Genomic DNA, 21715 nt, shown 5'->3' on the forward strand with positions numbered 1-21715 from the left:
GTCAATGCGAGGTAAGCTCGGCGGCATCAACTTGCGGCGTTATGCGACGTACGCCCTTGGCATCCTGCGCGTAGGCACGATGACGCACATCCCAGAGCTCCACAGCATGCTGGATGTTGAGCCAGAACTCCGGCGTATTGCCTAGCGCAGCCGCCAGCTTGATGGCCATCGGGGCCGTCAAGGTCCCCTTGTCATGAACGATACGGCTCAGGGTATTTCTGTGCACTCCCATCGCCTCGGCCAGTGTGCGGATGTCGATCTCCATCGGCTCCAGAAACTCTGCCGTCAACATCTCGCCTACCGTCAGTGGGCACCGCTGGGTGTTTCTCATCGCTGCTACCTCCTCTAGCCCTTGTCAGCATGCGGGTCTAGATATGTTTGATGGGCAATCCCTGCCTCCCATCGAAAGATGAGTCGATACTGCTTGTTGACGCGAATCGAGCAATAACCTGCGAGATTGCCCTGCAGATGCTCGAAACGATTGCCTGGCGGAATCCTCAAATCAGACTTCTGGCTTGCGGCATCGAGAATCTGCAACTTGCGATAAAGCGAACTTGAGAGCGCCGCAGGTATCTTGCGGTGGCCAACATCTTGCTCGTAGAAGCTCTCGAGCCACACATCCCTGAATTCCACCGCCATGGCAGCACCTTTTTCCACCATTCTATGCACAACCATGTTGTGCATCAAGTGACTCTACCCTGACGTTTCTCTCCCCATGAAAAACGCCCAACGAGTCCAGGACTCGTTGGGCGTTTCGTATTCCTCTGCCCTTCACATCAGGCGATCAGTCACTCATGCCGCCGTCTTGTCGGCCAGTTCGACCTTGGCAAGCTTGATCAGCCCGCCGTAGACGACGAAGGCGACCACGACACCCACGACCGGCGGCATGAAGGGGGAGCTCCAGGCACACAGGCAGGCGATGGCGTAGGCGGCAAGGCCCGGCCAGTGGTAATCCACCTTGGGCATCTCGGCGAGACGCGGATACTGGCCTTTGTGGCCGAGCAAGAAGTTGGCCATGATCACGCCGCCGATCGGCGGAATGAAGGTGCCGAGCAGAATCAGGAACGGGATCAACCACTCATACATGCCGAGTACCGCCAGCACCGTGCCGATGGCCGCGCCGCCCAGGGTGACGCGCTGACGATGCGGCGTGCGCAGCAGGTTGCAGCCGGCGATGGCGAAGTTGTAGATGGTGTTGTCCTGGGTGGTCCAGATATTAAGAAACAGCATCAGCACCGCGAGGCTGACCAGCCCCTGGGCAATCATCACATCGACGATATCAGCCTGCTGATAGATCATCGCGCCGAGCGCACCGGCCAGCACCATCAGGCCATTGCCGACGAAGAAAGCCGCCAGCGTGGCGATCACGGCGATCTTCGGCGAGCGTGCGAAGCGACTCCAGTTGGTCGCCTGGGTGCCGCCACTGATGAAGGTACCGATCACCGCCGTGATGGCGGCCGTCCAGCTCATGGAATCCGTGGGCGTCAGGGCCGCGAGCCCCGCCATGCCCCCGACATCGACCATGCCGGTATAGAGACTGAACAGAATGAACAGCAGCATGGCCGGCACGGCAACCCGCGAGAGCATGTCGAGCCCGCGATAGCCGATCATCGCCGTCAGGCAGAAGGCGAAACCGAAGATGACCATCAGCGGCGTGGTCAGCCATTCCGGCAAGCCGAGTGTCTTGACCAGCACGATGGCGATGGTCGCGGTGCCCCAGGCGTACCAGCCGATCTGGGTGAAGCCGAGCACGAAGTCCGACAGACGGCTGCCCTTCTCGCCAAAGCACAGGCGGCCCATCAACACCGAGTTGAGGCCGCTCTTGCAGGCGATGTAGGCCAGCGCCGCCGCATAGCTCCCCAGCAGCAGATTGCCGATCACGATAATCCACATCAGCTCATTGAGTTCGAAGGCCGCGCCCAGTGACCCACCGGCCCACATGGTGGCGGTGAAGAAGGTGAAGCCGAGCAGCACCATTGAAGTGGAGAGCAGCCCACGTCGTGCCGAAGCGGGGACTTCGCTCAAGGGATAGTCATTGCCTGCGGCCGAAGCCAGCGGTGAGGTCTGTGAAGTTGATGAGCGGTCATCTGCCATGCGGGGTATCCCTCGGACTCGTGCATCGCGCCGAGTCTCTTCGTGTGAGGCCGTGTCAGCCGGAGTAAGGTGCCATGCTCTCTCGCCACTTGGCAGGTCGCTCTCATGGAACGCTGCGCTCGACGGGCAGCGCGTCGGTCGATGAGAGCCTGCCAACCGCTGGCGAAGTGCGGATGAGCGGGACTGGCGGTCGCCACCCTACCACCACGCAAGAAACGCGCCAGTCCTTGAGATGCCCGCGTACCTGTCCGCGGACTGCCCGGCACCATAACTTGTCCTTGGCGTCAGGATCCCGCGCTGGAGGGGGTGTGAGGCAGCCATTGGCGCAGCAATGCCCTCTCTGACGTATCGCTTGCGTCACTTGGCCGGTGATGGCGCAAGATCCCCGTAAGATGCCCTCAATATGGCAGTGATCCATAAAAACGCCACGCGGCGCACTCTTTCAGTGCAGCGCGTGGCGTTGATCGCATTGTCCTTCCTCCACGCCATAACCTGACGCCGAGTGCAGGATGCAAATTTTTTTCAGACATTCCCGGTCAGATGCGCCTCAAGCGCTTGCCAGCACTCCTTCACTGGCATTGACCTCTTCGCTGTCCATCAGACGCAATCTGACAGGCACCGATTTCGAGGCCGGCGTATTGCTGCGCGCATCACGGTGATCCAGCGGAATCAGGTCATTGGTTTCCGGGTAATACGCTGCCAGACAGCCGCTCGGGATATCGTAGGCCTTGAGCTTGAAGCCGGCCATGCTGCGCTCGACACCATCCTCACTCACGGTTTCCATACGCACGCGCTGGCCCTCGGACAGGCCGAGCGTTGCCAGATCCTGCGGGCTGATCATCACCACCATGCGCGTCCCGTAGACGTCCCGATAGCGGTCATCATTGGAATAGACGGTGGTGTTGAACTGGTCATGGCCCCGCATGGTGCTGAGCAGGAAGGTACTGTCCATGTCCAGCGTCTCGTGGGTGACCTTGTCGAGGCCCTGTTCATCGGTGCCAAGTCCCCCGGGGAACAGGAAGTTGGCGCGCCCGGAGTCGGTGTGCCAGATACGCTCACGCGGTGCGATGCGGATGTGGAAGCCACCCTGCGCCAGGCGAGCATTGTAATCCGGGAAGATCTGCGGGAAGACCTGTTCGATACGGTCGCGAATGCGCGCGTAATCCGCCTGCAACCAGTCCCAGTCCAGAGTGGGATGCGCCGGCAGAGTGGCCTTGGCCAGCTGACAGGTGATGGCGATCTCGGAGTGCAGGCTGGCATCCGCCGGCGCCATCACGCCGCGCGAGGGCGAAACGTTGCACATGCCGTCCTCGACACTGGTGGTCTGCTCCGCGCCCTTGCCATCGGCGCCGGCCTGCAGATCCCGCTCGCTATGACCCAGCGTCGGCAATACCCAGCCGTGCTTTCCGGGATGCAGATGACTGCGATTGAGCTTGGTGGCGATATGCACCGTCATGTCCAGCTCGTGCACCTTCTCCACGATGCGCTTCTGGTCCGGAATCGCGCGGAAGAAGTTGCCGCCCATGCCGATGAAGGCCCGTGTCTCACCGCGCAGAATCGCTTCACAGCATTCGGCGACATCATGGCCATTGTCCCGTGGGCACTGGATGTCGAAGACGCGATCAAAGGCATCCAGCATCGCGCCGTTGGGCAGGTTCTCGATACCGACGGTGCGATCGCCCTGCACGTTGGAATGGCCGCGCACCGGACAAGGCCCGGCGCCCGGCTTGCCGATATTGCCGCGCAACAACAGCAGATTGACGATCTGCTGGATGGTATCGCCACCCCGCGCATGCTGAGTGATGCCCATGCCCCAGCAACAGATCACGCGCTCGGCCTCAAGATAGGTCTGCGCCGCCTGCTCCAGTGACTCCCGTGACAGGCCGGACATCTCGACCAGATCCTGCCAGTCAAGCTTGCGGCAGTGATCGGCGAAGGCCTCGAAGCCGTGGGTGTGCTGGGCGATGAAGTCATGATCCAGCAGCCCCACCGCATGAGGATTGCGCTCACGCAGCGCATCGTCGGCCTCGATCACGTACTTGCACATCGCCTGCACGGCAGCGAGGTCACCGCCGATGCGCAGTTGATGGTACTGGGTGCTGATCTCGACGCCCTTGCCGCTCAGCATGTCCCCGGGCGATTGCGGGTCGGCAAAGCTCACCAGCGCCCGCTCGCGCAGAGGATTGAAGCTCACCACCTCGGCACCACGGCCACGCGCCTCGTGGAGATCGCCCAACATGCGGGGACTGTTGGTACCGCTGTTCTGACCGAAGATGAAGATGGCATCGGCCTGCTTGAAGTCCTCGAGATTCACCGTGGCCTTGCCGATGCCGATGGACTCCGGCAGTGCCCGGGAGGTGGTCTCGTGACACATGTTCGAGCAGTCGGGGAAGTTGTTGGTGCCGTACATGCGCCCGAACAGCGAGAACAGGAAGGCCGCCTCGTTGGAGGTGCGCCCCGAGGTATAGAACTCGACCTGGTTCGGGTCGTCATACTGTTTGAGACGCTCACCGATCTCGGCGTAGGCCGCCTCCCAGCTGGTCACCTCGTAACGGTCCTGCTCGGCGTTGTAGCGCAGCGGGTGCGTCAGGCGCCCTTCCTTCTCCAGATGATGATCCGTCCACTCGCGAAGCTGGCTCACGGTGTTCTGAGCGAAGAGTTCATCGCTGACGCGTTCACGCGTCGCCTCCCACGCCAGCGCCTTGGCACCGTTCTCGCAGAAATTGGCCCCATTGGGCTTGTCACCATTCGGCCAGGCGCAGCTCGGACAGATGAAGCCATCCGGCTTGTTCATCTTCATCAGGCTGACATGACCGGCGATCGGCAGGTGCTCCTGCCAGAGGAAGGTCTCCACTGCCTTGAGTGATGGCCAGCCGCCGCCCGGCGGACGATCAAGCTGGCTGCCGGAAAGCTCGCGGGAAAGGTCAGGCGCATGGGAACCCTTTTGGCCGAAGGTGCTGGAAGAGGCGGGCCGGGACGTGGGCGCGTCGTGTGACATGTCAGAACTCCTGCGCGGTGCGTGCTCGATCAAGAAAGAGAAAGTAGCAGGCGAGATATGAGCGATACCTCATCTCTTGCTCTCGCGCGGGGCATTTTCAAGGGCAGCCGGCGTTGCGCCCTTGAAGTTCTTTCGATCCGCCACCAGAGTTGTACATACCTGACACAATGAGCTCGAGAAAATGCGCTGACACGGCGAGCCCCTGACAGGCGTGAGCCGTCTTCTGGACAGCTGTAACTCCAAAAGCTTGAAGGTAAAAGCTGAGAGTCCGGCAAGAAGAGAGACAGGCCACGCGTCTCGCCCAGCCACTCGACAAGCTGACGCTGATGAGGAGCCCCAAACATGACCATCTTTGAAGCCCTGCGCGAGACCCACGACGAACAACGCCGCCTGCTGGACATGCTGCTCAAGACCGAAGGTGACAGCGAACCACGCGATGACCTGTTCAAGCGCCTCAAGGAATCGCTCACCAACCATGCGGGAGCTGAGGAGCGCGCGCTCTACATCCCGATGATGGAGCACGACATGACGCAGGAAAAGGCGCGTCACAGCGTGGCCGAGCACCATGAAATCGATGAGCTGGTCGAGAAACTCGAGACGACGGACTACAGCTCGCCGGGCTGGCTGGCCGCCGCCAAGCAGCTTGAGCATCTGGTGACTCACCACTTGGACGAGGAAGAGCAGGAAGTCTTCCAGCTGGCCGGTCGCGTCTTCGACGACGCCACCAAGCAGCGACTCGCCGATGAGTACCTGAAGGACATGAAGGCGCGCGAAGTGGCCTGATACGTCGCCTGATTCCTGACGCTCGACGATAGCCAGGCAGGACATGACACGGGCTGGCCACATGACGTGGCCAGCCCGTTGTCGTTGATGGCGGTCGAGAAGTTGGCGAAAGAGGCTGACGCCCCGACCGCACGACATTACCGGCGGCGGCTGCCTTTCGCCCCGGCCCCCTTGAATGAGCCACCAGCACGCTTGCCCTTCTTCTCTCCCTTGCCCGCCCCTGACCCGGTCTCGGAGGTCGCGGAACGTCCGATATAGCGGGCGATCCAGATCGTATGCTTGGCTCCGGACGTGCCATGGGCATACACCTGACGCGCCTCGGCCTTGAAACCAGCCCGCGATAGACGCTGCGAGAAGCGCGCATCGGCCGTGGCCGACCACACTGCCAGAATGCCGGCAGGACGCAGGGCCCTGGCGCATATCGCCAGCCCTTCCGCACTGTAGAGCCAATCATTGTCGTCAGCGGTCAGCCCCTCCGGGCCATTGTCCACATCCAGCATGATGGCATCGAAGCCGCCAGGTGCTTCACGCAGCACCTCGGCCACATCGCGATTCTCGACGGTCGTGCGCGAATTGCGGATCGGATACCCCGCCTTGGCCCCCAGCGGGCCGTCATTCCAGGTGATCACGCCCGGCACCAGCTCGGCGACCACCACCTCGGCATCTGCCTTGAAGTGCGCAAGCGCCGAGGCCAGCGTGAAGCCCATGCCCAGGCCGCCGATCAGGACACGCTGCGGCGCCGACGGCGTTCCGCGACTCTTCAGCAGGCCAGCAGGAATCTCTGCCAGCGCGTCTTCCGAGCCATGCATGCGGGTATTCATCAGCTGCCCCCCCTTGCCGCTCTCGATCTTGATGACGAAGTCCTCGCCATACTCGAACAGACAGAGCGAATCCGTGGTACCGGGGATCGGGGCGGTATCGAGCAGCACAAAACGTTTCATGGCATATCCAGGCTAGAAGAGATCACGCGACAATCGATACCTGCAGGCAACTCCAGCAGGGGCGACGTGCATTGACGCAATATCCCGCTGGCAGGCATCTGCATGATCCAGAGGAGCGTTATCCTACCAGCCATGCGCGTCATGGCGATAATGAGCCAGTCACTCCACAGGGATAGCTGCCAGAAAGGACAACAGCAGTGGCAACGGTTGAGAGACAACAGAGCCCCTGCAACAGAACTGGCACATTCTCGTGGTATCTCTAATACTGGCTAGGTGGTTACGAAAATCCACAATCGTTAATCAATGGAGGTTGCATAATGCAAAACGCTGGCGCGAAGGTGCCAGACACGCGGCAGCGATGCTCTCTGGCTTGAGCGCCAGCCAGACCACGACCTGCTCGGGAGATCGTGCCCGCCACGCATGCCTCTCGGGTCATTGCCTGACCCCGCCTTGAGGCGACACACTATGGGGAAAGGCGGTCTGCGGGACAGGCGAGAGGGTGATTTCGCACGACGATTCACGCACGCAAACAACGACACCTATAACAGCGACGCCTGACAGAAAGACACTCTCACGTGGCGGCAGACGCCGTCATGACCAGCGAATGACACGCATCATCCGCACTCGGGACACCGAGTGCCATCTAGGGGAACCACCGATGCCACACACCAACCCAGAGCAACTGGCGACCATCAGTGCCGAAAAGGTAGAGGAACGCTTTCGCGGTCTGCATCCCATCGTCGCGCTGGTGTCAGCCACGCGACTGATGCAATACCTGGAGCGTGAGGGCCTGATGCTGCAGGCACACCGCCGCCTGTGTGCCTGCATCATCCGAGAGGCCCTGCCCACGCTGGAAGCCGGTCCGGGGCATGACCCCGAGAACCTGCCAGAGCTCAATGTCCAGGCCTCACCCCTGCAACGGGAGCAGGCGCTTGCCCCCGCCGTGGCCTCCGTCTCGCCCCAGGGGGCCCCCACCCCGGCGACCGTGCACGACAAGCCACCGGGCGTCGTTTCCTGAGCCGTTGACACCTGGCCTGAGCCGAAGATGACACCCCCGCCCGTTGCTTCCCCTGAGCAACGGGCGTTTTCATTGGTGGCATGACCCGGCCCCACATGAACATCAAGCTTTTTGAATGTAGGGGTTTGAATCCGCACGAAGATCCACATGTCATTCAGGTAGGCGTTCGCGTCTGAAGGCGATTGCGTCGTCATCATGATTCACGGACAAGGAGTGACAGCATGAGTCAACTACAACCCCCGCAGCATCAGGATCATCAACCGGGTGATGAACATCGCATGCAGCCTCGCCCCGAATATATCCGGGAAGGCTATCAGGGCAGCGGAAAGCTCAAGGGCAAGGTCGCCGTCATCACCGGAGGCGACAGCGGCATCGGGCGCGCCGCCGCCGTCCACTTCGCGCGCGAAGGGGCCGACTGCATGATCACCCACGTCGGCAGCGAGGAAAAGGACGCCGAGGAAACCCTCCGACTGATCGAGGCCGAAGGTCAGAAGGCCAGCCGCATCGCCGGTGACATCGGTGACCCGGCCTTCTGCCGCAAGGTGATAGAAGGCACGCTGGAGGAATTCGGCAAGCTCAACATCCTGGTCAACAACGCCGCCGAGCAGTACGACTGGAATGACGTGACCGAGATAGATGACGAGCAGCTCGAACGCACCTTCAAGACCAATCTCTTCAGTCACTTCTATCTGATCAAGGCCGCCGTCCCGCATCTTTCCAAGGGCGACTCCATCATTGCCACCTCCTCGGTCAACGCCTTCAAGGGCAATGACAGCCTGATCGATTACAGCGCCACCAAGGGGGCCATCCAGGGACTGGTACGCTCGCTGTCCGGCACGCTGATGGACCGCGGCATCCGCGTCAATGCCGTGGCCCCCGGCCCGGTCTGGACCCCGTTGATCCCCGCCAGCTTCGAGGATGACAAGGTCGCCGAATTCGGCAAGCAGGTACCGATGGAGCGCCCCGGGCAACCCAGCGAGATGGGCCCGGCCTACGTCTATCTGGCCAGCGACGATTCAAGCTACATGTCGGGACAGACGATCCACCTCAATGGTGGCGTCGTGCTCAACACCTGATCACGATGCGTCCCTGAACGCTTCACTGCGCCAGTGGCTGGTGATCACTGTCCGGCCAGCGACGAGACGATCACCACGCAGCAACACCAAAGGCCACCCGATCCGGGTGGCCTTTTTCACATTCCCATAGGGGTCTGCTCAAGGAATGCGTGCCGCGTCTCAGCGCTTGTGCCGCGTTCAAATCACCTCTTCTCCCGGCCAGTATCAGGCCCTCCTGTCGCTCCGTATCAGGCATTTCACACGGCTGGACAGCGTTGGCCTCTCTATTCTGGTAGCAGCCCAGGGAATGCCATGGGCAGGAAAGGAACGTCACTCGCGCTGCAGGAGGCCTGCATGTCCAAGCTGATTCTCTCGCTGGATGGTGGCGGCATACGTGGGGCGGCCACCGCCCGGTTTCTGATGCATGTCGATGCGTCACTCAAGCGCGACCACCAGACCACACTGCGCGCCTGCGTCGATTTCTACGCAGGCACCTCTACCGGCAGCCTGATCGCGCTGGCGCTGGCTACCACGGACATGAGCCTCGAAGACATCAACGGGCTCTACAGCGCAACCAATGCCAGGAAGATCTTCGTCGACAATCGTGGCTGGTTCGAACTCGATGGCATCAATGCGCCCAGATACGAGGCCAAGGGCAAGAGCGCGATGCTCAAGAAGCATCTCGGCCAGGCCAAGCTCCGGGATGTCCCTGACGGCAAGCAGGTCCTCGTCGTCACCTACGGGATCGAGAGACGCCGCCCGCATGTGTTGAAGTCCAGCAAGCGCGAGCATCAAAAGCTGCTGGCCTGGCAGGTCGCGGATGCCTCGAGCGCCGCGCCCACCTACTTCCCGACCCGCGACATGAAACTCGGGACGGACAATGAGCAGACCTGGCTGATCGATGGTGGCGTGATCGCCAACAACCCGACGATGTGCGCCATCGCCGAGGCCTGTCGACTGTGGCCGCATGACACCCGGCGCGTGCTGTCGATCGGTACCGGGACGCGCACGCGCAAGATCAACGGCCCGGATTCCCAGCATTGGGGCGCGGTACAGTGGATGCTGGAAGGCAGTCTGATCGACGTGCTCTCCGACGAGAAGGTGGTCGGCTATCAGGCCATCACCATCTCGCCGCCGGGCAGCTACATCCGCGTCAACGCCGAGATGCGCCCGCAACCGGGATTGCCCAGGGCGCCTGACGATGCGATGGACGACATCAGCGTCACCAATATCCAGCGCCTCAAGGGCATGGGCGACTTCTGGTTCGCGCAGTACGGCGAGGCAGCGGTGGCGCTGATCATGGACCACTATCGTGGCCCGTCGCTGGACCGCATCGACCCCGCCACCGGCAAGCCCGAGGCCTATGAGCCTCACTGAGCACGCCTGGCGCGACGCGAACTCGGAGACGCCTGTCAGCGATTTTGCTACTCTGCGCTGCCATGCTCCACGCCGACCCGAGTGTCTCCGATGCCCCAAGGTAGTTCGCCAGTGTCTCGCCGCCCCGCCACCCGCCTCCTGGCAGCGCTCAGTCTGTCATTGGCGACCCTCGCGCCCACCCTGACGCCGGGTATCGCCCTGGCAGCCGACGACATGCACTTCGACCAGCCGGAAGCCTTCGCCACCTTGAAGAAGGCGGTCGGCTATTTCGATGAGATGGACACCTTGCCGGAAGAGGCCTGGATCAGCCGCGATCAGGCCTCCGCGCGCAGCGATATGGACGAGATGATCGAGGAAGCCATGCAGGCCCTCGACGTGCCACAACTCTCGACCCTGCGCAGCACCTATCGACAGGTCGAGGACAAGATTCGCGAATCGCGCCGTGAGATTTCCGAATTGAAGGAAAAGCGTATCCTGGCGCCCGACACCGAGGTCTCGACGCTGACGCGCTTCACGCCCACCGATACCCTGCGCGAATTCACCGCCAGCACACGCGGCGATTATGACCTGCTGATCGCCGCGCATGAGAAGAACATCACCGCCTATCAGGGCGAGCTGACCACGCTGGAAGGCAAGCTGGCCGCGCGGCTCGAGGAGATCGGCATCACCCTGACGCCGGACCAGGTCCAGGTGTGGCTGTCCTCGGTGGTCGGCGACGACGTGCTGACCATGAGTGTCGTGTTTGCCAGCATCAAGTCGGTGGCCCAGCAGCTCGCCGAGCTGACCCGCGACAGTGGCGAGAATCTGGACTACGCGCGTCGCTACTACGGCATGGTCGTCATGCTCCACCGCATGATCGTGACCATGCAGCAGGACTTCATCACGCGCGTGGATGACGAGGTATTGCCGCAACTGCAAGGGTTCGCCGACGAAGCCGAAGCCACCACGCGGGATGCGCGGGCGCTGATCAAGCAAGGCGGCTCACGTGAGAGTCTGGAGAATAACATCCGCGCCAATGCGCTGACGCTCAAGACGATCAACCTGTATCGCTCGCTGGTGAGCGAGCAGCGCGACCGCGTCAAGACATCGCTCACCAAGAGCCAACGCGAACTTGCAGTGGCGACCAATACCTATCGCACCGTCAAGCTCAGCGCGCATGTCGCCGACCTGATCCGCCAGGGCGTCAAGACCTTCGACACCCTCGCCGGCCTGCAGGTCCCGGTTGCCACCAGCTTCGAGAACAGCGCCATGCGTGAGGAATTCCGCAAGCTGACCGAACGCATGCAGCAGGCAAAGTAGCACTCGCGTTCAGTGTCGATACCACGCCTTCGCCCTGCTGGGCGGAGGCGTTTTCAATTCTGACGCTGCTCATTGCCGCGTCAGCGGAGAGCCGCCCTACCGGATGTCGCGCATCGTCAATATGCTCTCCAGCGTGCGTCTGAGGCGGGCCACCTCACTGACCAGACTCTCGCCCGCCAGCATGCCGACCCCCAGCACCAGGCCGCGCCGCGAGTCCTCGCTGCTGCAGACCATACTCAGTGGCCGCACGATCAGATGTTCCTTGACCATCAGTTGCGCGACACGCTTGTCATCGATCTCGGGGGCGAACTGCACGCACAGGCTGATGCCGCGCGAGGGCGGCGAGACGCTGATCACGCCCTTCACCTGACACAGCTGGTCATGCACCACCTGCTGTCGGCCGAGATAATCGCGCTGGATGCGCTGATACCAGGCATCGAGATCCCCATCGGCGATGAACTGCGCCAGTACCGCCTGATCCAGCATGCGCCCCTCGCGAAACACCTCGCTGCGCAGCCGATTCATCGGCCCGGCCAGCGCGCGCGGCACCACCAGATAGCCCAGCCGCAGGCCAGGAAACATCAGCTTGGAGAACGAGCCGACCAGCAGGCGATTGTCGGCGTCCGGATCAAACAGCAGCTGATCATGGTCATCGCCACTGAACTCGTAGTCATCCTCGAGGATATAGGCGGGCTGACAGGCCTCGCAGAGCGCCAGCTTGTCACGCCGTGAGGTAGGGACACTCAAGGGATAGTGATGCGAGCCGGTGAAATAGGCGATCTGCACCGGGCGACGCGCCAGCAGGGCGAGCTCGTGACCCGGGGCATCGGCGGTGTCATCCGCGGGCCGCCAGGGAATCAGCTGGGTCTCGAGTCCGGCGGCCAGAAAGACATTGCGTGCCCCCCAGTAGCAGGGAGACTCCATCACCACCTGCTGGCCGGCGTCCGCCAGCGCCAGCGCGCACAGCTCGATGCCGTGGTGGGTGCCCTCGGTGATGATGATCTGCTGGGTATCGCAATCGATGTTGCGCCAGCGGCGCAGAAAATCCCGAATCTCCCGCTTGAGGGGGCCATAGCCGCCGCTGGAATACGACAGCAGCAGCGCGTTGTGGGGCACCGTCACGCTGGCATACAGCTGACGCCACTTACGCATCGGAAAGCGCGCGATATCCGGAATACCCGGCACGAAGGCGCCACTCTGGATCAGGCTGGCCCCCTGCCCGCCCAGCACCCGGCGTGCGCGAGTGGAGAGCGGCAGTGGCGCAGGTGCCTCGGGCGAGGCGCTGCCGGGTCTCGCGGCATGCGGGCGGCGCGTCCAGGTGCCCTGACCCTGCCCGGTGTGCAGATAGCCTTCCTCGATCAGCGACTTGATGGCCAATGACAGGGTGTTGCGTGCCACGCCCAGCGCCTCGCACAGCTTGCGATGCGCAGGCAGCCGTACCCCCACCGGCCATTGCTCACGAATCATCTCGAGCAATGCCTGCTCCAGCCGCACCTGCTTGCCCAGGGCCTGCGACTGGCGGCGATAGCACTCGATCAATGGCTCAAGCGTGGCCAGTTCCATGCAGGTCTCCCGATATCGTTCATGTAGCACGTATTGTCCATACGCTGCATAGATCACGTGAGCAACCAGCCTGGCTGGCGGGGTACAGCGCCCATTCATCCCTGATTATCCGCAGTCCACCAAGATTGGTCCAGTCAAACGCTCAATTGGTCTATTCGCCTGAACAGTGGCCGCTGATAGCGTGTCCCTCAGGCGCTGCCTACTGACTGATGCTCACAGCCCACGATGGCTGGATCGCTCCTGCGATGTCGACAGGAGCGAATTTTTCCCACAAGCCTCAGCCAGCGACAGGACTGACCTTGCACCTGCTTACCCGCCAGAACGTTCGGCAGAGGACGGCAGACGCACACGAAGGACATCAGCAGGTCCGGCACCGCCATATAACAAATTCCAAGATCGACTCGGACGCATCCCCCATGACCCAAACAACTCCCCCTGCAGAACAACTTGTCAGAGTCCTCGCCCGCGGCGACGTTCTGGCCCTCGCCTTCGGTGCCATGGTCGGCTGGGGCTGGATCGTCCTGACCGGCGGCATGATCCAGAATGCCGGCAGCATCGGCGCCATCATCGCCTTCATCATCGGCGGCATCGCTGTCGTCTTGATCGGCCTGACCTATGCCGAACTGGCCGCCGCCATGCCCAAGGTGGGTGGCGAACACGTCTACAGCTACCGTGCCATGGGACATTTCTCGTCCTTCCTGTGCACCTGGACCATCATTCTCGGCTACCTGAGCGTGGTGTCCTTCGAGGCGGTGGCCCTGCCGACCGTCATCGAGAACCTCGCACCCGGCTATGCCGTCGGTCACATGTGGACCATCGCCGGCTGGGACGTCAAGGCCACCTGGGTCGCCGTCGGTGTCGGCGGGTCTCTGGCGATGATGGCGATCAACTATGTCGGCATCACCACGGCAGCGCTGCTGCAGAAAGTCGTGACCGGGGTGATCCTGATCGCCGGTGTCCTGTTCGTGACCGGCGCCCTGTTCGAGGGGGACGTCGCCAACATGACGCCGCTGTTAACCCAGCCTGAGGGTGGCGTGACGGCTGGCATCATCGCGGTGCTGGTGCTGGTGCCCTTCCTGTTCGTCGGCTTCGATGTCATCCCCCAGGCGGCCGAGGAGATCAATCTGCCCTACAACGCCATCGGCAAGGTGCTGATGATGTCCGTGGTACTGGCAGTGGTGTGGTATGCGCTGATCATCCTGGCCACCAGCCTGGCACTGGATCACGACTCCCTGCTGGCAAGTTCACTGAGCGTGCCGGATGCCATGCAGGCACTGTTCAACACGCCCTGGGCCAGCAAGCTGATGATCCTGGCGGGTATCGCCGGCATCATCACCAGTTGGAACGCCTTCTACATCGGTGGCTCACGCGCCATCTACGCCCTGGCGCATGCCGGCATGCTGCCGGCCGCCCTCGGCAAGCTGCACCCGAAACACAAGACACCGACCAACGCCGTACTGCTGATCGGCCTGCTGTCCTGCATCGCGCCCTTCTTCGGTCGTCCGGCACTGGTGTGGATCGTGGATGCCGGCGGGCTGGGTATCGTCATCGCCTACCTGTTCGTCGCGATCTCGTTCCTGATCCTGCGCATCCGCGAGCCGGACATGCCGCGCCCGTTCCGCGTGCGTCACGGCAAGCTGTGCGGTGTGCTGGCCATCCTGCTGTCCTTCGCCATGGCCTGTCTGTACCTGCCGGGCAGCCCTTCCGCACTGACCGGCACCGAGTGGATGATCTTCGGCGCCTGGATGGCACTGGGCCTGGTGATGTACGCCATCTCCCTCAAGCAATTCGGCCGTGAATACAGCGACCGCATCATGGCACCGGCCTTCACCGCTCACTGAGCAAGGGCCTCGTCATGTGACCGCCGGGCAGGTCCGTCCGCCTGCCCGGCCCCATCGGACTCGACTACCGCGAGCCGATATCAGGACAGTCCGCGCGATTCGCCAGCGCTGTCCACTCAATGAATGCACTGCACACCAGACCGCCAGAGGAGCTCCACATGTCCCGTATTGCACTCCCGACCAGCGACTTCCTGCAGCGCTACGTCAACTCGGAGAACAGCCGCGACGTCTTCGTCCCTGCCTTGATCGGCAGCGAGCGCCGCGAGACCGGTACCACCTTCAACGTGACCAATCCGGCGACTGGCGAGCAACTGGCCCGTGTCGCGGAAGTCAGCGCCGAGGATACCCGTGACGCCGTCGCCGCCGCCGAGATCGCCGGCAACGCCTGGAAGAAGGTGCCGGTGAAGGAGCGCTCCGTCCTCTTGCGCCGCTGGTTCGACCTGGTGCTTGAGCACCGGGAAGACCTCGCCCAGCTGATGACCCTGGAACAGGGCAAGCCGCTGGCGGAATCGCGTGGCGAGGTGACCTATGGCGCCTCCTTCATCGAATTCTTCGCCGAAGAAGCCAAGCGCATGGCCGGTGAGACCCTGCCGTCCCACGGTGCCGACAAGCGCCTGATGGTGCTGCGCGAGCCCATTGGTGTGGTGGCGGCCATCACGCCGTGGAACTTCCCGCTGGCGATGATCACCCGCAAGTGCGCGCCGGCGATCGCCGCAGGCTGTGCCGTGGTCATCAAGCCGGCCGAAGCCACCCCGCTGACCGCGATGGCACTGGCGGATCTGGCGCTGGAAGCCGGCCTGCCGGCAGGTCTGATCAGTGTCGTCACCGCCATGAAGCCGATCGCCATCGGCGAAGTGCTGACCACCGACCCGCGCATCCGCAAGGTCTCCTTCACCGGCTCCACCCCGGTGGGCAAGACGCTGATGGCGCAGTGTGCCTCCACCGTCAAGAAGACCGCCATGGAGCTGGGCGGCAACGCGCCGTTCATCGTCTTCGATGACGCCGATGTCGATGCCGCCGTCGACGGTGCCATCGCCTCCAAGTTTCGCAATGCCGGCCAGACCTGCGTATGCACCAACCGCTTCCTCGTCCAGGACGGCGTCTACGATGCCTTCGTCGAGAAGCTCGCGGCGCGGGTCGCCGCCATGCAGGTCGGCGATGGCCTGGTCGATGGCAACACCATCGGTCCGCTGATCAACGGCGCTGCCGTCAGCAAGGTACAGAGCCACGTCGATGACGCCATCGGCAAGGGCGCGCGCCTGGTCACCGGTGGCAAGCCGCACGCCCTGGGCCACAGCTTCTTCGAGCCCACCGTGCTGGCCGATGTCACCACCGAGATGGTGGTGGCGGATGAGGAGACTTTCGGGCCGCTGGCACCGGTGTTCCGCTTCCACAAGGATGAAGACGCCATCGCGATGGCCAATGACACGCCCTTCGGCCTGGCCGCCTACTTCTATGCCACCGACTACCGTCGCATCTGGCACACGCTGGAAGCGCTGGAATACGGCATGGTCGGGGTCAATGAGGGCATGATCTCCACCGAGCTAGCTCCCTTCGGCGGCATCAAGGAGTCCGGTCTGGGTCGTGAAGGGTCTCACCACGGTCTGGAAGAGTTCACCGAGCTGAAGTACGTCTGCATCGGCGGCCTCTGATTTTGTGAGGACGCCTCGCGACGATGCCTCGAGAGGACGTCTCACGACGTTATCCCACCACGTTTACTAGACAACGGTGGCATGGCCCGCACCATGCCACCGGCAACAAGAAAAGGAACCTGACATGAGCCACTCCCAGCTGAGCAACGAACAACTCGACGTCCTCAAGCACAAGTACGTCGCCAAGGGTGCCGTCACCGCCACGCCGCAGTTCGCCGACACCGCGCTGAACGCCGAGATCTGGGATGCGGACGGCAACCGCTGGATCGACTTCGCCGGCGGCATCGGCGTGCTCAACCTGGGTCACCGTCACCCGAAGGTCGTCGCCGCCGTCAAGGCACAGCTCGACAAGGTCATGCACACTGCCGCGGGCGTCATCTCCTACGCCCCGTACGTGCAACTGAGCCAGAAGCTGGCCGAGCTGACGCCGGTACGTGGCCCGGAACGCAAGACCCTGCTGGTCAACTCCGGCGCGGAAGCGGTCGAGAACGCCATCAAGATCGCACGTGCCGCCACCGGCCGCAGCGGTGTCATCACCTTCGACGGCGCCTTCCACGGCCGCACCATGATGACCCTGGCGATGACCGGCAAGGTGCTGCCGTATAAGAACGACTTCGGCCCGATGCCGGGTGACATCTTCCGTGCGCCCTACCCGAACCCGATTCACGGCATCAGCGAAGAGCAGTCCCTGAACGCCATCCGCACCCTGTTCAAGACTGACATCGCACCGCACCGCACCGCCGCCATCGTCATCGAGCCGGTGCAGGGCGAAGGCGGCTTCTACATCGCCTCGCCGAGCTTCCTCACCGCACTGCGAGAGCTGTGTGACGAGCACGGCATCCTGCTGATCGCCGATGAAGTGCAGTCCGGCTTCGCGCGTACCGGCAAGCTGTTCGCGATGGAGCACAGCGGCGTCGAAGCCGACATCATGACCATGGCCAAGAGTCTGGCCAACGGCATGCCGCTGTCAGCCGTCGTCGGTACCGCCGAGGTGATGGATGCCTCCGGCCCGGGCTCTCTGGGCGGCACCTACAGCGGCAACCCGCTGTCCTGCGCCGCGGCCCTGGCCGTCATCGACGTCATCCGCGAAGAGAACATCCTGGAGCGCAGCACCCAGATGGGCGAGCAACTGGCCGCGCGTTTCGCCCAGTGGGAAGAACGCTTCGCGCATGTCGCGCACTCACGCAACCAGGGTTCCATGGCGGCCTTCGAGCTGGTGGACGCCGATGGCAAGCCGGACCCCGTCGCGACGGCGGCCGTATGTGCCAAGGCCAAGGAGCTGGGGCTGATCCTGCTGTCCTGTGGCTTCTACTCCAACTCCATCCGCGTGCTGGTGCCGCTGACGGTCGAGCCGGAAGTGCTGGAAGAAGGTCTCGACATCGTCGAGAAGGCGCTGGAAAGCCTCGTCTGATCGGTTGCCTTTTCCGACACACGTGTAACAGAACGGCCACCTTCGGGTGGCCGTTGTCGTTTCCAGCGCCACTCGCTGCGCTGGAGGGAAACCCTGGGCCGAGAAATGAATCGCAAGCTCATTACCCATCTAACCATATAGCCAATCAACCCAAGCAGCCTTTTGTGGCAACTAATTGATTAAATTATGATATTCGGTGCATTTCTGCGTATTCCCGACCGATTCTCGCCATGCCACACGCCATCGTGAACGACGGCTGCCAGAGAGAGGCCTTTCTCATCGGCAGCACCTCGAGTGACCCCTACCATGACTGACAGCAACGCCCACGACTTCAAACGCAGCATGCAGCAGCGCCACCTGGTGATGTTGTCCCTCGGCGGTGTCATCGGCACCGGCCTGTTTCTCAGCTCCGGCTATACCATTCAACAGGCCGGTCCGGCGGGGGCGGTGCTCGCCTATCTGATCGGCGGCCTGGTGGTCTATCTGGTGATGATGTGTCTCGGCGAGCTGGCCGTGCACCACCCGGAACCCGGCGCCTTCAGCGCCCACGCCACCCGGTATCTGGGCCCGGCCACCGGCTATACCGTCGCCTGGCTCTACTGGCTGACCTGGGCCGTGGCACTGGGCTCGGAATTCACCGCCTCTGCCGTGTTCATGGGCCGCTGGTTCCCCGATGTCGAACCCTGGATCTGGTGCGGGCTCTTCTCGCTGATCGTGTTCGGCATGAACATCGTCTCGGCACGCTTCTTCGCCGAATCCGAATTCTGGCTGTCGTTGATCAAGGTCGCCGCAGTGATCGTGTTCATCGCCGTGGGCGCCGCCGCCATGTTCGGCTTCACGTCACTCTCGGGCAACACCGAGGCGCCGGGCATCACGCGCATCCTGCAGGAGGGGGTGTTCGATCACGGCGTGATGCCGATCCTGATGACACTGCTGGCCGTCAGCTTCGCCTTCTCCGGCACCGAGCTGATCGGCATCGCCGCCGGCGAAAGCAAGAACCCCGAGAAGAACGTGCCCCTGGCGATCCGCGCCACCCTGTGGCGACTGATCATCTTCTTCATCGGCACCATCATCGTCATCGCCGCCCTGTTGCCGCAGGACAGCGCCGGTCTCAAGGAAAGCCCCTTCGTGGCGGTCTTCCAGCTCACCGGCATCCCCTACGCGGCGGACATCATGAACTTCGTGATCATCACCGCGCTGCTGTCGGCGGCCAATTCCGGTCTCTACGCCGCCTCGCGCATGCTGTGGACCCTGGCGGACCAGAAGACGCTGCCCCGCGTGTTCAGCCGCGTCAATCAACGTGGCATTCCGGTGCCCGCGCTGCTGATCACCATGCTCGGCGGTCTGCTGTCGCTGCTCTCGAGCGTCTATGCCGAGGACACCTTGTATCTGGCGCTGGTGTCGATTTCCGGGCTTGCCGTGGTGCTGGTGTGGATGGCGATCGCCGCCAGTCAGTTCAGCTTCCGCCGCCAGTGGCTGAAGGCCGGCCACAGCGCCAGCGAGCTGACCTACCGCGCGCCGCTGTATCCCGTCGTGCCGATTGCCGCCTTCCTGTTCTGCACGCTGGCCTGCATCGGCATCGCCTTTGACCCCAACCAGCGCATCGCGCTCTACTTCGGCGTGCCCTTCGTGGCGCTGTGCTATCTGGTCCACTTTCTGACCCATCGCTCGTCTACCGACACCGCGAATTCCCCGACTCCGCCCCCGCAGGAGGCCCTCGATGCCCGCTGATGCCACCCGCAATCCGCTGAGCGCCATCACCGCCCAGCAGCCCTTCCTGATCGTCGATGGCGCCCTGGCCACCGAGCTTGAGCGTGCCGGATTCGATCTCAACGACTCGCTGTGGTCGGCCAGGGTGCTGGCCGATGAGCCGCAGGCGATCGTCGATGTGCACCGCGCCTACTTCGAGGCCGGTGCCGATGTCGCCACCACCGCCAGCTATCAGGCCACGCTCGAGGGCCTGATGGCGCGCAGCCTGAGCGAGACCCAGGCCAGCGCGCTGATCCAGCGCTCTGTCACCCTGGCCGCCCAGGCCCGCAGCGAGTACCTGGCCGCGCACCCGGAGCGTCTGGACTGCCCGCCGCTGGTCGCGGCCTCCGTCGGCCCCTATGGCGCGTATCTCGCCGATGGCAGCGAATACCGTGGCGGCTACGCGCTGGACCGCGCCGGTCTGCGCGACTTCCATCGTGCCCGCCTCGCCACGCTGCTCGATGCCAAACCCGACATTCTCGCCGTCGAGACGCTGCCGTGTGCCGAGGAAGCCCAGGCCGTGTGTGATCTGCTGCGCGATGACTTCCCCTCGGCGCGTGCCTGGATCGCCTTCAGCGCGCGCAACGCCACCGAATTGAGCGACGGCACGCCGATCCGAGAGGCCGTGCGCGCCATCGCCGACTGCGAGCAGGTGGTCGCCATCGGCGTCAACTGCACCGCGCTTGAGCACATCGAATCGCTGGTGCACGAGATTCGTGGCGAGACGGACAAGGACATCGTCATCTACCCGAACTCGGGCGAGGTCTATGACCCGGTCACCAAGACCTGGTCCGCCGCCTGCGCCGTCTCGGTCGATGCCGATGGCCACGGCTCTGAACACGGCTCTGAACACGATCATGACCTCGCCGGCTGGACACCGCGCTGGCTGGCCGCAGGTGCCACGGCCATCGGTGGCTGCTGCCGCACCGGCCCGGACGACATCCGCGCGCTGGCGGATCTGCGCAAGGCGCTGAGCTGATTGAGTTGCTGAGTCCGGTGCAGTGAATACGAAGCGCTGAACTCCAAGTACTGAATTATTAGCGCTGAACACGAACGCCCTGTCCGGTCATGACACATGATCGGCCAGGGCGTTTTCGGTAGCGTCCCAGGCCCAAAATCTCTAGGATGGCAAGACACTGATGAGCGATTGCTCAAAATCATTCCGACGTGCTCTCAAGATGGCCTTCAAGCTGCAATGAGGAGCGCGTAAGAGATCAGCAGGAGAATCCCCATGTCACAGCTCGATATCCAGGTCGCCTACGACGTGGTCTGCCCCTGGTGCTGGATCGGCAAGCGTCATCTTGATGACGCCATCGCGCAACTCGACTTCAAGGATGAGGTGCGCGTCAGCTACCTGCCCTTCCAGCTCAATCCGTGGGTGCCACGTGAAGGCATGGCGCGCGCCGACTACCGCGCGCAGAAGTTCGGCAGTGTCGAGCGTGGCGCGGAGCTGGATGCCCAGGTGGCACAGTCAGGCGCGCAGAGCGGCGTCACCTTCCGCCACGCCCTGATGGAGCGCACGCCCAACTCCACCGATGCCCAGCGCATCGTCTGGCGCCAGCAGTCCGCGGGCCTGGCGGAGCGCCCGTTGCTGGAAGCGCTGTTCAGCGCCTATTTCCACGATGGCAAGGATGTGGGAGACCGTCAGGTGCTGGCCGAGATCGCAAGCCTGCACGATGAGAATCTGAGTGTCGAACAGGCGCTGACCTTCCTCGAATCCGGCGCGGGCGAGCAGGAAGTCGCCGCCCAGCAGGAAGCGCTGCGCAACGCCGGTATCCAGTCGGTGCCCAGCACCATCGTCGGTCAGTACTACGTGCCCGGCGCCCAGCCGGTGGAAGTGCTGGTGCAGATGCTCAATGAGGCGCGTGCCCAGCAGACGGATTGATCTGCCACGCACTGACGCCAAGCACTGACGCCAAGCACTGACACCAAGC

General features: G+C 63.1%; 17 protein-coding genes. 11 read left to right on the plus strand and 6 right to left on the minus strand.

Annotated elements, in window-relative coordinates; all coding sequences use genetic code 11:
- Position 1 precedes the first annotated feature (1 nt).
- The 4 genes from ACZYGA_RS07835 to ACZYGA_RS07850 all read right to left on the minus strand — a co-directional run bounded on the left by ACZYGA_RS07835 (position 2) and on the right by ACZYGA_RS07850 (position 5092).
- Positions 2-331, minus strand: coding sequence for a HigA family addiction module antitoxin (locus ACZYGA_RS07835; protein WP_404625657.1), 330 nt, complete (start codon positions 329-331; stop codon positions 2-4).
- A gap of 14 nt (positions 332-345) precedes the next feature.
- The gene (locus tag ACZYGA_RS07840; RefSeq protein ID WP_404625659.1) at positions 346-684 is read right to left on the minus strand and encodes a type II toxin-antitoxin system RelE/ParE family toxin; all 339 of its coding nucleotides are present in this window, start codon (positions 682-684) and stop codon (positions 346-348) included.
- Positions 685-792: 108 nt separating this feature from the next.
- The gene (gene codB, locus ACZYGA_RS07845; protein WP_404625661.1) at positions 793-2094 is read right to left on the minus strand and encodes a cytosine permease; all 1302 of its coding nucleotides are present in this window, start codon (positions 2092-2094) and stop codon (positions 793-795) included.
- Positions 2095-2641: 547 nt separating this feature from the next.
- Positions 2642-5092, minus strand: a complete 2451-nt coding sequence (locus tag ACZYGA_RS07850) for an FdhF/YdeP family oxidoreductase (RefSeq protein WP_479398750.1) — start codon at positions 5090-5092, stop codon at positions 2642-2644.
- A 342-nt stretch (positions 5093-5434) separates the two neighbouring features.
- On the opposite strand from ACZYGA_RS07850, the gene ACZYGA_RS07855 reads away from it, so the two are divergent.
- A complete protein-coding gene (locus ACZYGA_RS07855) occupies positions 5435-5875 on the plus strand; it encodes a hemerythrin domain-containing protein (protein ID WP_479398752.1) in 441 nt (146 codons plus the stop codon).
- Between the two features lie 137 nt (positions 5876-6012).
- On the opposite strand, the gene ACZYGA_RS07860 is transcribed toward ACZYGA_RS07855, so the two are convergent.
- Positions 6013-6816, minus strand: a complete 804-nt coding sequence (locus ACZYGA_RS07860) for a spermidine synthase (protein WP_479398753.1) — start codon at positions 6814-6816, stop codon at positions 6013-6015.
- Between the two features lie 658 nt (positions 6817-7474).
- Between ACZYGA_RS07860 and ACZYGA_RS07865 the strand changes: the two genes are divergently transcribed.
- The 4 genes from ACZYGA_RS07865 to ACZYGA_RS07880 all read left to right on the plus strand — a co-directional run bounded on the left by ACZYGA_RS07865 (position 7475) and on the right by ACZYGA_RS07880 (position 11565).
- Positions 7475-7834 (plus strand): hypothetical protein, encoded by a 360-nt coding sequence (locus ACZYGA_RS07865; RefSeq protein ID WP_479398755.1) that lies wholly within the window; start codon positions 7475-7477, stop codon positions 7832-7834.
- A gap of 221 nt (positions 7835-8055) precedes the next feature.
- A complete protein-coding gene (locus ACZYGA_RS07870; protein ID WP_084208606.1) occupies positions 8056-8910 on the plus strand; it encodes an SDR family oxidoreductase in 855 nt (284 codons plus the stop codon).
- A 333-nt stretch (positions 8911-9243) separates the two neighbouring features.
- Positions 9244-10266, plus strand: a complete 1023-nt coding sequence (locus tag ACZYGA_RS07875) for a patatin-like phospholipase family protein (protein WP_479398756.1) — start codon at positions 9244-9246, stop codon at positions 10264-10266.
- Between the two features lie 90 nt (positions 10267-10356).
- On the plus strand, positions 10357-11565 hold the full coding sequence (locus ACZYGA_RS07880; RefSeq protein WP_479398758.1) for a hypothetical protein: 1209 nt from the start codon (positions 10357-10359) through the stop codon (positions 11563-11565).
- A gap of 96 nt (positions 11566-11661) precedes the next feature.
- On the opposite strand, the gene ACZYGA_RS07885 is transcribed toward ACZYGA_RS07880, so the two are convergent.
- On the minus strand, positions 11662-13128 hold the full coding sequence (locus ACZYGA_RS07885) for an aminotransferase-like domain-containing protein (protein ID WP_479398759.1): 1467 nt from the start codon (positions 13126-13128) through the stop codon (positions 11662-11664).
- 416 nt (positions 13129-13544) lie between these two features.
- On the opposite strand from ACZYGA_RS07885, the gene ACZYGA_RS07890 reads away from it, so the two are divergent.
- The 6 genes from ACZYGA_RS07890 (at position 13545) to ACZYGA_RS07915 (ending at position 21666) form a co-directional block, all read left to right on the plus strand.
- Positions 13545-14969 carry an APC family permease gene (locus ACZYGA_RS07890; protein ID WP_479398761.1) on the plus strand — a complete coding sequence of 475 codons (1425 nt, stop codon included), beginning with the start codon at positions 13545-13547 and terminating at the stop codon, positions 14967-14969.
- Between the two features lie 158 nt (positions 14970-15127).
- On the plus strand, positions 15128-16621 hold the full coding sequence (locus ACZYGA_RS07895) for an NAD-dependent succinate-semialdehyde dehydrogenase (protein ID WP_479398763.1): 1494 nt from the start codon (positions 15128-15130) through the stop codon (positions 16619-16621).
- A 124-nt stretch (positions 16622-16745) separates the two neighbouring features.
- A complete protein-coding gene (gene gabT / locus ACZYGA_RS07900) occupies positions 16746-18032 on the plus strand; it encodes a 4-aminobutyrate--2-oxoglutarate transaminase (protein ID WP_479398765.1) in 1287 nt (428 codons plus the stop codon).
- Between the two features lie 306 nt (positions 18033-18338).
- Positions 18339-19763 carry an amino acid permease gene (locus tag ACZYGA_RS07905; protein ID WP_479398767.1) on the plus strand — a complete coding sequence of 475 codons (1425 nt, stop codon included), beginning with the start codon at positions 18339-18341 and terminating at the stop codon, positions 19761-19763.
- Complete coding sequence (mmuM, locus tag ACZYGA_RS07910; protein ID WP_479398769.1) at positions 19753-20760, plus strand: homocysteine S-methyltransferase; 1008 nt, start codon at positions 19753-19755, stop codon at positions 20758-20760. Before ACZYGA_RS07905 ends, mmuM begins: the two co-directional genes overlap by 11 nt.
- A gap of 252 nt (positions 20761-21012) precedes the next feature.
- Positions 21013-21666 carry a DsbA family oxidoreductase gene (locus ACZYGA_RS07915; protein WP_479398771.1) on the plus strand — a complete coding sequence of 218 codons (654 nt, stop codon included), beginning with the start codon at positions 21013-21015 and terminating at the stop codon, positions 21664-21666.
- The last annotated feature ends 49 nt before the right edge of the window (positions 21667-21715 follow it).

It is taken from the genome of Cobetia sp. BL01 (assembly GCF_056493605.1).